Here is a 12,738-nt window from a genome sequence, read left to right on the forward strand (position 1 = left end):
AGAAGCTTTTCAGCCATAAAGCACAATGACGTACAGACGTACGTACTTAGAATTTGTTAGACATGGTAGAGTGGATAGACCTTTCTTTTTGTATCTCTACAAGAACATTTCTATAATTGCTTGTGGAGGAGCTGCATTTGGGGTTTAAAAATTTTTCAGCTGTTTCAAGATCATTCAAAAGACCATTAAGAAAATCTTTATTATGATGGCTTAAGTTTTTAATATTTTCACGCATATCTCTTATCGAAAAACGGCAAGGTTTGTTAGTTTTAAGTTCAGAAAAATTATCAATAAGTCTCGATGCAAATAGTTTATCTGTTTCAGTAGTACGATGGAAAGCCCCCACATTTCGATTAATGACTTCCTTTTCTAACAATGCAATATGCCCATCAATTCTTTTACAAAGTAATGAATAATTTAAGCATAAAGCTTCGTTATTCTGGATTGCAACTTTATTATGTACCCCATTATTGGCCAAGTGCATGTATTGACCTAAAGTATCAGTATTTAATCGCTCTTGAATCAAGTGCATATAGCGAGGATTCCTGTTTAAAATCACAGACATTTTATCTGTTAATTCGAGCACTTTATCTTGAGGACTAACGCCAGTAATCTCTGAGTTAAAGATACAAGCTTTGATTAATGATTCTATTGTCCTAATTTCCCTTGCCATTTCAAGTTTGGCTTTCGTTGCATCTTGTTGTCTCTCTGGAATATCTGGATCTAAAACAATCTGGTCAGAATGATCAATTATATACGACAAGTGCTCATCCATAAGCATTAAACCCATTTCCAAGGCATCATTAAAAGTATAGTGCAGTAATTCAGTATCATTATTTTCGATAAACGTAGAAGGCTCTCCAGCTTTTTCATTGGGAATTTCATGGGCCAGGTGATGATCAACAAGGTATGCCCCCGTAGTCTTCCTCGCCTCATTAATTACTTTTTCTTTCACTGGTTCATCTACATCTAAAGTATAAGTAGTAATTTCATGAGATGATAATGGAATGACCCGAGAGGATAACTTTCGAGCGGTTTTAGCGTCTTCACCAGCGGAAGCAATAAAATTGCCTCCAAAAGGGGCTTTTGAGATTGGCAAATTCATTACCGATTTAAGTCCCTTTTTGAGTATTGACTCCTGTGTAGATTGTGAACCTAATAATACTTCTTGATTTTGGATATGTGTTTTTTCATCCCCAAGGATAAAACATAAATTACTAACACTCTGTTGTTCCTCATTATAACGAATGCGCTTACTACGTTTTTCCAACTGTTGGACTGGCATGTTATTTAAGATTCCACCATCAGCAATTTTATCGCCATTCTCATTGATAAATGGTTTAAACATTACAGGATGAGCACCAGAAACCTGGGCTGCTTGGGCTATAGACATATCTGGAGTATTTTCAAACGAATATTCCTCCAACTCACCTTTTGTTTTATTGGTAGCAACTATATACAGATCCTTTATAAGATAGCGTTGATCCTCAGGCAAGATACTTTTAATCGTGCGTAAATCATTAAACGTAAATGGTGTGTTATTGGCAAGCTTTAGGGTTAAAACACGAAACCCTTCTGATTCTTTATTTGTTACTTTTAATAATAAACTCTCCATTTGCTGGTTAACCATGTTATTCATAAATTCCCGAAGCTTTTCTCCAGAGTCACGACCTTTCCTAACATAATTCACAGCAGCACCTACGGTAGGACTTAAATCGACATCAATTAATTTTTTTATATCAGTGTTCTTAAGCATTTCTTCTATTTGATTGCCACTCATCCCAATTGCAACCATCATTGCAGTCATCGCTCCTGCAGAAGCTCCTGAAACACGCTTTACACCTTTTAATATATTAGTTTCTTCTAATGTTTGGATAGCGCCAGCATAAACAATACCTTTAGGGCCACCGCCACTAAATGTAACGCCTTCTATTGGGGGGGCGGGAAATGTCAATTGATAGCGTTGTTGTCCACCAATTTGTGATACTTCAATCTTGGCTTTCATAATATTCTCCTATCCAAATAGGTATTATTACCTCTATATAATCCATTCTACGTAGAGCATATTAAAGAAATGTGACATGGATATAAGAATAGGAATTGGGGTATTCTATTAAGGAATATTGTTGATTCATTTCGATGAAAATAATCAATTTGGTTGGCGCAAACTGACTCAAAACAAGCGGCATAAAAGCCGCTTTTCAATATTTTATTTACATAAGGAAGTTTGTATGAAATGCGAAAAAGATTTAACAATAGGAAAATGATTTTTTATGATCATACAAGAAAGGCTCCATGACTATGTCAGTTATTCTGAGCATGTCCTTCTCCATAATATCTCGTGCATTACGATTAATTACAAACTTAGCTAATTCTTGTGACTCTGCATCATCAATGAATGGTTTTTCATAGTGAGCAATTGACGTTATAAGAGTGGTAAAGGATTCAGAGGGTTTATAAGCCTTGGCATCTGGTAAGCCTTTCTTCAGTTGGTTTTGATAATACCCTATAATAACCTGCAGATGCTCTTTTAATCTTACGACATCTCCAAACAAACATTGATAAGGTTCCTCATTCTTCACCGCAGCAGTTAATCGAGCTAAAATATCATTTACCTCGGTGATAAATGCCTGGTTATCAAGAGGCCCCTTACCATAGTGGTGAGATTTTAAAACACTGTTATCTTTATCTACCAATTGATTAAAGTTATAAACTATGGACGAAATATTACTAAGCGCATATGTCTCTCTTAATATGTTATAAGCCTCCAGGCTTGGCAATGGTAATTTTTGAGATTTTGCATCTAAGTTAAAAAACGAATCTTTGGTGAAATTGGAATAATATTTCATTATTTCCCCTGCTTATTAATAAACCAACAAAATGGGCAAAATGATATCACATTAATGTTAAAGGAAGCTTAATAATATTAGTTTTTGTGCAAAAAAAACCATTTTGGGTTGTTTACGTCTGAAAAGGGAAGGGGTATTTTCCAATGCTCGATGAAGACAAGAGCACGGAAGCGTCCTGTCATTGACTTAATGAGTTTTCCATTGTCGCGCAAAGGCATCAACTTAAGCAACAATAGGCTATTGCTTTTGTGCATGGTGACGAGACTCGAAACATTTTCAAAAGCTCACCTTCTGCGAAATTAGCGGGCTATTGAACGCTTAACTCGGTATTACAAAATGACATACCTCTTTTCAATTATGTCTTTGAGAAATCAGATGGATTTAATTTTCATTTCTTATACTCGAATAACCAAGAGATGTAGGAGTTGAAAATGCCAGAAGAGAATATAAACAGTCCGCGTACACCCGAAGAGTTTATTGCATTGAGAGATGAATTACTAAATCAGATAACAGAAATTAATGCGGCACAACTTTATGAATTATCGAAAAATTTAATCATTGAAAAACTGTGTGGTTTAAATGTGGATGATATACGTGAGGTTGAAGATTTATATATTATTGTTGCTCTATTTACTAATACAGCATCTTATATAGCAGCACAACAAAAAGCAATTGCAAAAAATATTGCTTTTGATGAAGCATGCCATCACATTGGATTGGATGACATCAATCCAATCCTGGTAGCTGCATTCGAAGATCATCCCGGGGTTGAGCTGATATTGCACAAGATTAAAGAAATTGATGATAAATATAAGCCAGCAAAAGAGGTTTGGGCAGGATTACATGCGCGGATAGAGGCTATAGCTGACTATTTTGCAATTCATCCAGTTCCTCCTCGAGAGGATATTGTTCCCGTTGCAGAGGAAAAGGAATCTTTGGATAATCTGATGCTTTATTTATATAGGAAAAGCTTAAAAGCTTTTGAAGCAGTTGCAATCCCTCATCAAGATCAATACAACGAACTCTTTGCGAGGGCTGCAAATATATTAAAACAGGTTCAAGAAATTGCAGGGGATCATCCAGAACACTTGAGTCAGAATGATCTTAAGGATTTAAACGATGTATTAATTTGTGCTAATGCGACATTACTCGATTGCAATGAAAAACCAAAGTCAATGAAACATGCCCAGGAGTTAACAGATTTGGCACAACGGGTATCGGGAAAACCGTCTCCAGGATGGAAAGCTTTAGGTATTAGTTTGTTAACTTGTGCCTGTGCAGCTCTTGTTGTTATTGGGGTATTAGCAGCAATTCCATCTGGTGGTAGTAGTTTACTGCTGACTGCAATAGGGAGTGTCGGTTTGGCCGCAAGCATTGGTGTTGGCGCTGGTGTTGCCACAACAGGACTTTTGGGTGCCGCCTCTTTGTTTCATGGTAGCGAAAAGGGATTAGCTAGGGAAATAAGCGAATTTAAAAAGGAGTTATCAAATTTAAGACAGGATTTAGAAAAGGTAACGGAGGATGATACCCCTAGTCCTTAATCAAATTGGGGGGCAATGTCCCTTACGTTTTTTTATTTTAAAAAATCAGATGCGCAAATTGAAATGGATTTCCACTTTGCATTTCCTTTGCAAAAGTCCCAAGTAGAAAATGGATCCATAAGATTGGTTACGAAATTTGAATTATCCATTAGTCAGGGACAATATGTAATGCTACTCCTGTAAACGACTTATTGAAATTTTCAAAACGGTTATAATACTCTGCGAATGAAGGATAGATTTTGACTTCACCATGTTCAGGATCAATGACTTGAAACTTATCTTGCCATACCCGTGCAAATAAAACATGAAGTCCCTGACTACTCCAGGAGCGAGAGATAAGAAAGGTAAAACCTCCTTGGAAAAACTCGTTGTTCATTGCATGAGGATCTTCTATTTTTAATACATTATATTGATTTATTTTGTTTTTATTCTGATGAAATAAGGTATATTGATTTATAATATGCTGCGACAATTCAGGGCGATTTTTTTTAATTCTATTGCTTAAATCTAATAAGTCTTCAGTTTTTTCTATGAAATCCAAGCCGATCATTTTTATTTTATATTGGCTTAGATAGAAAATTACTTTTTCTATATCTGCTTGTTTGCCAGGTGCCAGCCAGATTTGCTTGTAAATTCGGAGCTCTTGGGTACGCGTGGGTTCATTAATCAGTTTAAGTTCTTTCAGAACCATTAAAATACTACAGGCAAAACATGAACCAGGGAATGTTTGTATCAAGGGGATAAAGTCAACATTAGCGAGGCTGTATAATGATTTTTCAATTCCATTCAATAAATTTGATAACTCACTGTCTTCTAAAACATAATCAGTTAACTCATCCGATGAAACAATTAACTCTTCAAAACCAGTATTTAAGTGTCTGCATAGCGCTCTATTTTCAACCAAAATATATTTTTTAATCTCGGGAGCAATGTGTTCGGTCTTATTGAAGCTTAAACTAATAGTCATTTTTTTTTGTTCCAGCTCAAGACATAGTTTGTTAAGACAATTTATAATTTCTTGTTGGAAAGAGACAGGAATCTCTTTATCAAAAGTGATAATAATATTCTGTTCCCAATCATCCTTGCCTAATGAATCAACTGGCTCACTCATTTTTTTCAGTAAAGTCTGCAAAGAAATTAAAAGTGCGCTACAGTTTGATTTTTTAAGATAAATTTTCATGGTCTCGATCTATTCATGTTTTGAAATTAAAACAGCAAAAATACTTAAATTAAGTATTTTTTGGTTGATTATAGAGCAAAAACAACTTTAAATAATAGATGCTTTAAACATCAAATAATCAATGGAATCATGAAATCAAACGCTCAATTAAAAATTATTCTAGCTAGTGCTTCTCCAAGACGCTTACAAATATTGCAGCACCACGGATTGACGGCAGTGGTTATGCCGGCTGATATTGAAGAAATTCGACAAGAAGACGAAGAAGCTAAAGAGTATGTAACTCGCCTTGCGCGAGAAAAAGCACAAACGATTTTGTCTCAAGGAGCAATAGAGGATGTGGATCTTATTTTGGCAGCAGACACTACAGTGGCTTATCAGGAACATATTTTGGAAAAACCGCGCGACCATGAAGATGCATCGCGAATGTTGCATCTGTTAAGCGGTAATTCTCATGAAGTGTATACGGGTTATGCGCTAATTTTTCTACCCGAACAGCAATGGTGTGTTAATTATGTGACAACCCACATTACATTTCATTCTTTAACAGAACAGCAAATAAAAAATTACATTGACTCAGGAGATCCTTTTGATAAGGCTGGAGGATATGGTATTCAACAAGTACGGGATAGTTTTGTAAAAGAAATAAAAGGTTCCTATTACAATGTAATGGGATTACCTATTGAAGAGATTTTGAAAAAAATATCGCTGCGAGAATTTAATTCATTTGAGTCCTGACAAGAGGGAGCATGATTTGATTTTAAATGATTGCTCAAAAACCCCCCGTGCCTTAACTTATTCTGGTCTCCTTGGCGCGTCTTTCAGGCTTGATGCGCAGCGAAGGTTCATTCTGTGTGAAGCATGGTTTAATAAGTATCTATTTTTTTAATTGCCATAGTGTTAATTGTGCTATGGAGTGTTGAAATGTACGCTCAGTTTCACGGATTACCAAGGGAATGTCTTCTGTTACAAGTAAATTAAATCGAGGTTTTAATAAAATTTTTAAGCCTTCCAGGGTTTTTTGATATTCTCCATTCACTCTAATTCCACCTAGCCAATTGGATTTATCAGTGTATTTCTCGAGCCAGTTATAGGGCGAGGTTAAAGCCAGAATTCCCTTGGGTTTAAGGCGATCACTGATTGATGTTAAGAAAAGGGTTGGATTGTGAAGTTTGTCTATTAAATTACCGCAAAATACGAAATGATAGCCTTTAAAAATTGGCTTTAGGTTACACGCATCGCCTTGAATAAAATGGATCCTGTCAATTAATTCATCATAACCCAAGTCAGACAATTTCAATTCTTTATAATCCACTAAATCTCCTTCGGAAGTTATTGCATATCGAATAATTCCTGCTTCTTTTAAATGTACTCCTTGCTGAATAAATCGGGTTGAAAAATCAATTGCGTCAACATGTTCAAAGTACTTGGCCAATTCAAAGCTAAAGCGACCTACAGAACAACCAATATCCAATGCTTTTAAATGAGGGCCTTTCATAAAAAATTCTTTACATCGATTAATACAGGTTACAGGGAAATTAGGTACCCCGAAATATTCATTTCCATAATGAAACTCTAAAGACTGGGAAATTAACGGATCAGTTTCATAGCCATTCATTTTTTCTGTTGACTGTAAAGGGGTATCACTTTGAACGTAACGAAAACCTGCATGTTGAAAGAAGTGGCGCCTAAATGCATAACGTGATTTTTTTGTAGCCAAATTTCCGGTTGAAATCCACGAGCCTCCCTTAATTAAATTGTGTTGTCCATCAAAAGTTGGAGTGGAAAAATCATCATACAGCTGATGCACTTTAAAACCTGGGAAGGCATCTATAGGCGTTTCAGTCCATTGCCATACGTTGCCTATAACATCATAGAAAGGGCCATTTTTAAATTTATTGATTGGGCAAGATGACGCATAGTATTCAAGATGAATATTACCCGGGGCTTGTTGCCAATCAGTAACATTCTCTTCAATTTTATTCCGTAGAATAGTCCACTCTTCTTCTGTTGGCAGACGGATGTATTTGTTTTCAACAAGTGACTTCCAATTGCAAAAAGCTTTAGCTTCATGATAATTTACTTCAACCGGCCAGTTAAGCGGTAAAGGTATTTCCTCAAGTAAGTTTCTTTGCCAAAATTGCCCATTTTCAAACCGCCAAAAGCGAGGCATTTTTGCTTTGGTATATGATAACCATTGTTTTCCTTCAGAAGTCCACCAGTTAAAGTTTTCATAGCCTCCAGCTTCAATAAAAAGTAAAAACTCTTGATTAGAGACTAAAAATTGTGAGGCATGAAAATCGTTGATTAAAACCTCTTTGTTGCCGAATTCATTATCCCATCCAAAGAGGGTATTTTCATTTCCACGACCTAATAGGAGGCGCCCACCCGTTACAGCGATTAGTTCATTTGCCGGGGCATTTCCTGCTTCTTGGCAAGATGTCCAGTTTTGGGATTTATGTAAATAGATTAATGGAACCATTCTTAAAATAACGGAAGATGTTTCAAGATGAATTCGCTCATGTTCAATACCCATTAAAATGAGCCACACTATAGAGTCCTGGTTTATTGGTGTTCCATCAGGTATTGAATCAATCAATCCTTCAATTAATATTTTTACTTGTTTACGATAATTAGTAACTTCTTTTACTGTTGGCCAATTATAATGGGCAGTATTCAAATCATCCCAGGACATTTCATCAACACCAACAGCAAACATAGATTCAAATCGTTCATTAATTCTTTTATCAATATATTGCCCAAGAATAAGTTTATTGATAAAAAAAGTCGCAGTGTGGCCATAATAGAATATCAACGGGTGTCTTAAAGGCTCGGCACGGAGATAATAGGCTTTCTCATTTGTAATACAAGAAAATAGGTTTTCATATATTTCAAAGGTTTTTTGAAAGTACTCTTTCAACTCATCTCGTTTTTGTGCGGTCAACGAACTGTCAAGTACGAGAGTTTTGCATGTATGTATGGGATGTGCTTCCATTCTCTAATACCTATTTTATGAATCAATAATAATCTTAATTTGCATGCATATTTCACGCCAAAATGGATAGGTTTAAGTTAAGGGTTATGTAAAAATAATAGCCTATCAAATTGTCCTCTTATGGATATTTGAAAAATAAATTTAATTAATCTATGCTTGTAAGCACTTGTCTTAATAAAATAGCCATCAATATGGATGTTCATGAACTATCTATTGGCTTGGAATTAGAAGCCAATGTGATTGATATACATACAGGAAAGGCGAGCCTAGACTTTAATAACAGAGCATTCCAAAAAATTTCATCCTATTTTCTTTCCCAGGGATATCCTGCGATTCAGACAGAGTTTGATGCCGCTACAATTGAACTGTCTACCCTGCCTTATCACAATTTGGATTTGGCATTTCAGAGCCTTTCCGGCTGCTTGAATGCCGCCAATGATTTTTTATCACAACAAGGATATTTGTTGCTTTTGTTGGGTTTGCATCCGGGAAGAGGTCGTGATGAATTAGTCATGACTGACAGTTCATATTGCTTGGCCTCGCTGCCGCTCATGGCGGAACAAGGCGGTCCCTTATTTTACTGCAGTTACCAAATAAATCTCGGGATTGGTGTTAACGACATCGACTATTTGATTCCATTGTGTCATTGGCTGCAAGTATATATGTGGCCATGCTCTGTAATTACGCAATCGTCACCTGTTTTTGCCAATAAAAACACGAATTATAAATCATACAGGGTTCGCCTTAACGACTCTCTAAGTGGCAGCCGTACTGGCCCATTACCTTTAGACATTCGTAACTTAAGTGAATTTAAGCACTATTGCAATCATTTACCGGATAAAGCAGATACATTACGTCAATATAATGTATGGTATGATATTCTTCCGAAAGCAATTGATCCAACACATCCATCAGCAGGCTACCGTATTGAGATCAGGGTTGCTGATACTACTGCACTTTCAAAGCTTTATGTGTTTACGCAAGCAATGCTCCTCTCCTTTATGAGTATTTTACATAAGTTAAGGACAAAAGAGTCATTACTTCTGCCAGAAAACAGGTGGTTCATTCTTAACCGCGATAGTGTCTTAAAAAAAGGCAATGAGGCGAGAATCACTCATAATGGCGAAGAGTTTTTTTCCATAAAGGATTACCTCAACATCATTTGGCGTCCAATAGTTGCAGATTACGCGGGATATTTGAACATTGATATAGATAAGCTTATTTCTGAACTGACTCAAGAGTCTCGTTCTGAGAGCATCTTAAAGCAATTTCCAGCGATAACTCCAGATCAAATTGCACTTAATTATGCTTATTCCGATTTCAATCTAAGCTAGAATGAAATTATTGATCACGCCATAAAAGTGCTGCTATTTCTCCTTGGTCCTGAAATACCTCCAACAAATTATCCAATGAGTTAATCGGGATATTATTAACAACTAGGTGAAATACCAAATTATGATTATTTTTACTATGGATATACCCTGCTAAAGCTTGCCCTTTAAGGAGCATTCCAGATTCTGTGCCGACTACATAAGAACCTGGTTTTGCATAAACATTGCCCGCTGCTCCAGCAAGTGTTGGATTTGCTTTGAAATTCTTAACAAAGTCTAATGAGCCATCGACTGCAAGGATGGGTAATGCATTAAAAAAGGCATCGAAAGACGTTTTTTGTTGAGACATTATTTCTAACCATTGGGTAACAACTCTACTTGTTGCTGTCGTATCACCTCCGCCACTGCCATCAATAAAATGATAATCTGAAGTGGTAATACCGTATTTGTCGTGGAGTTGTTTTTTCTCCATAGCTAAACTGCCAGCCATAGTACGCTCCCCATCGGTGAGGCCCAAAAGCATTAGGCTCGTATCGGCACCTATATTGTAACTCACTTTGAGAATAAATTTTGCATGCTCTTGGTATGCAAGTGATTGAAGCGATGCAGCCTGATTCTCCTCATTATAAAAATGGCTGGGTTTGAGTAGATGTGTAGGATTATCTTTTACTTTGGTAATCTTGGACACATCAACCCCTGCTTGTTGCAGCGCCTCAATGAATATTGTTCTTGCGAAATTCGCAGGTTTTGTGATTCTATAAGTTTGAATCAGGGGGTAGCTGTTGGTCAACGGAGGAGAAAAGTTGCTTGGTAAATCTCCTTTGATTAAGCCAAAACAATTGGGTTTTCCGATACACTCAGGCAGAATAGGTTTTAGTTCCAGGGTATATTTTTTATTAGGCTGTACGGTAACGAGCTCATTGACTACACTAAAAGCGTCTGATTTTGGGAGCCAGTCCACAAGCGATTTTTCTTTGACTTTACCAGGGTTAATAATGACGTCGACAACATCATCATTAACAAATATAGGAGAGACATAAAATTGATCCCTGAAGTAGAACGCATCAAAAAGTCTATCATCTATAATAACATCACCGTTTATTGAATTAATACCCGATTTTTTGATTTGTTTTGCTAAATTTTGATATCCTGCCAAAGGATTTGTTTTCGTAAGAATTGCATTACCTAAAGAATCAGCTTCATTATGATCAAATGGAGTAAAGGCGATTTTACCATTGGGAAGGGTACGACCGCCCATAGTCAAATCACCAGATGCAACCAGCACTAGATTACCCTTCAGGTTTCCATCGTCAATCACACCTTCTTTATGCACGGTGGTTACAGAGTGATGGCCTGGGCCTACTTTATTTAATAACGCACCTACACTAAATATTTTTCGAACTGAGCCTATAAAAAAATGGGTGTCTGAATTTAAATTTAATAATTCTTTCCCTGTTTCAAGATTAAGAACGCGTAATCCCCATGTTGCATTTTTATACATAGGCTTATTTATGATAGCTTCTATCTCTGCAGGGATAACCATTGTGGACGTCGCACCAGCATCAGAGCCTTGGAGAGTCGTTGTTGTATTACAAAAAATGGGCATCGATAAGGTCATTAAAAGTAGCGATAGCGGTATAGTGGTCGAGAGGTTCTTAAGCATGGGCTTTGTCCTTTTTTGCCATCAATGGGGAGCAATATGCACTGGGCATTATGCTATGTCGACCACTAGAATCTTCTATGATATGGATAATTTTTTCAAGTATTTTTGCGATAATTCAACAATTTGGCGTATTTTTTAGACTGCATCTCCTAGGAAGGCTTAAGATGGGTCATAATAAAATCCAGTAAGAGTCGAGTTCGCCTGGGTAAGGCCTGCTGATGAGGATAGATTGCATACAAATGGTAAAAACCAAAATCATATTTTGTTAGGATTGGCCGCAGTTGCCCTTGCTGTAATGCTATTTTGGCATTAAAGTCAGTAAATTTCCCTATCCCACATCCATTAACGCAAGCAATAAGCGCGCTGTCGATATCGTTGCAATTAAATTGGGGTTCAAATGTAACACTTCCATGTTTGTTATCATACGTATAATTCCATTTTTCTTGATTGATGTGGTTTAAGTTCATGCAGCTGATTATTCTATGATTTAATAACTCATCTATTAATTTAGGCTCCCCATGTTTGAGGAGATACTCAGTACTGGCATATAAACAAATCTTCTCTTTAGTTATTAGCCTCATTTGCAAGCTGCTGTCTTTTAGCATGGTTTCATTATCCATATAACCTGCGCCACGAATTACTAAATCCAGCTGCTCTTTGACGAGATCCAACTTTTGATTATCGAGTACCAAATCAATTTTGATGTCTTGAAAATCATCTAAAAATTGGCTTAAAAGAGGTGTTAAATAATGTCGCCCAAAATAAGAAGGGGCACTGATCCTTATTAATCCCTTTGGCTTTTTTGCTGATGATTGGATTAAGCTAAGTGCTTCGTTCAATTCCTGTTGGATTCGGTAAGAATGTTGCCAGAACAGCTTTCCCTCGGGGGTTAAATGTAACTGTCTTGTGGTTCGTTTGAGAAGTGTTACACCCAGTTTGGATTCCAAGTGCGCAATGCGGCGACTTACTAAACCCGATGATAATCCTAAATGTCTCGCTGCGTGGCTAAATCCACCTTGTTGCACTACAGCCACAAATAGTGCTGTATCGTCTAACATCCCCATCGATTATACGCAAATAGTAAAAGATGTTGTTCATTGTAAGTCATTGTTTACTTATAGGAAACAACTTACCCTCGTTAAGGATTATAGTTCAGAGAGATTTTATTGGAATTTCTTTTAT

9 protein-coding genes are annotated in these 12,738 nt (G+C 36.6%); 3 read left to right on the top strand and 6 right to left on the bottom strand.

Translation table 11 applies throughout. The features are described from left to right. Window positions 1–46: 46 nt before the first annotated feature. Both EKG34_RS12095 and EKG34_RS12100 read right to left on the bottom strand, forming a co-directional pair. The gene (locus tag EKG34_RS12095) at window positions 47–2,005 is read right to left on the bottom strand and encodes a patatin-like phospholipase family protein (protein ID WP_003634365.1); all 1,959 of its coding nucleotides are present in this window, start codon (window positions 2,003–2,005) and stop codon (window positions 47–49) included. 244 nt (window positions 2,006–2,249) lie between these two features. Continuing rightward, complete coding sequence (locus tag EKG34_RS12100) at window positions 2,250–2,849, bottom strand: hypothetical protein (protein WP_003634368.1); 600 nt, start codon at window positions 2,847–2,849, stop codon at window positions 2,250–2,252. Between the two features lie 431 nt (window positions 2,850–3,280). On the opposite strand from EKG34_RS12100, the gene EKG34_RS12105 reads away from it, so the two are divergent. Then, on the top strand, window positions 3,281–4,390 hold the full coding sequence (locus tag EKG34_RS12105; RefSeq protein WP_003634369.1) for a hypothetical protein: 1,110 nt from the start codon (window positions 3,281–3,283) through the stop codon (window positions 4,388–4,390). A gap of 148 nt (window positions 4,391–4,538) precedes the next feature. Here the strand turns inward: EKG34_RS12105 and EKG34_RS12110 are convergent, their stop codons facing one another. After that, window positions 4,539–5,570, bottom strand: a complete 1,032-nt coding sequence (locus tag EKG34_RS12110) for a hypothetical protein (protein ID WP_003634373.1) — start codon at window positions 5,568–5,570, stop codon at window positions 4,539–4,541. Between the two features lie 129 nt (window positions 5,571–5,699). Here EKG34_RS12110 and EKG34_RS12115 point away from each other — a divergent pair, with 129 nt between their 5' ends. After that, a complete protein-coding gene (locus EKG34_RS12115; RefSeq protein ID WP_003634375.1) occupies window positions 5,700–6,305 on the top strand; it encodes a Maf family protein in 606 nt (201 codons plus the stop codon). Between the two features lie 139 nt (window positions 6,306–6,444). Here EKG34_RS12115 and ovoA read toward each other — a convergent pair whose 3' ends face one another. Continuing rightward, a complete protein-coding gene (gene ovoA / locus EKG34_RS12120; RefSeq protein ID WP_003634377.1) occupies window positions 6,445–8,562 on the bottom strand; it encodes a 5-histidylcysteine sulfoxide synthase in 2,118 nt (705 codons plus the stop codon). A 152-nt stretch (window positions 8,563–8,714) separates the two neighbouring features. On the opposite strand from ovoA, the gene EKG34_RS12125 reads away from it, so the two are divergent. After that, window positions 8,715–9,896 carry a glutamate-cysteine ligase family protein gene (locus tag EKG34_RS12125; RefSeq protein ID WP_012979522.1) on the top strand — a complete coding sequence of 394 codons (1,182 nt, stop codon included), beginning with the start codon at window positions 8,715–8,717 and terminating at the stop codon, window positions 9,894–9,896. A gap of 7 nt (window positions 9,897–9,903) precedes the next feature. Here the strand turns inward: EKG34_RS12125 and EKG34_RS12130 are convergent, their stop codons facing one another. Together EKG34_RS12130 and EKG34_RS12135 are read right to left on the bottom strand one after the other, a co-directional pair. Beyond that, on the bottom strand, window positions 9,904–11,556 hold the full coding sequence (locus tag EKG34_RS12130) for a D-alanyl-D-alanine carboxypeptidase/D-alanyl-D-alanine-endopeptidase (RefSeq protein WP_003634380.1): 1,653 nt from the start codon (window positions 11,554–11,556) through the stop codon (window positions 9,904–9,906). A gap of 149 nt (window positions 11,557–11,705) precedes the next feature. Next, window positions 11,706–12,614 (bottom strand): LysR family transcriptional regulator, encoded by a 909-nt coding sequence (locus EKG34_RS12135; RefSeq protein WP_223800065.1) that lies wholly within the window; start codon window positions 12,612–12,614, stop codon window positions 11,706–11,708. Window positions 12,615–12,738 lie beyond the last annotated feature (124 nt).

Origin of the sequence: Legionella longbeachae, assembly GCF_004283175.1 — a bacterium.
Lineage (GTDB): Bacteria > Pseudomonadota > Gammaproteobacteria > Legionellales > Legionellaceae > Legionella > Legionella longbeachae.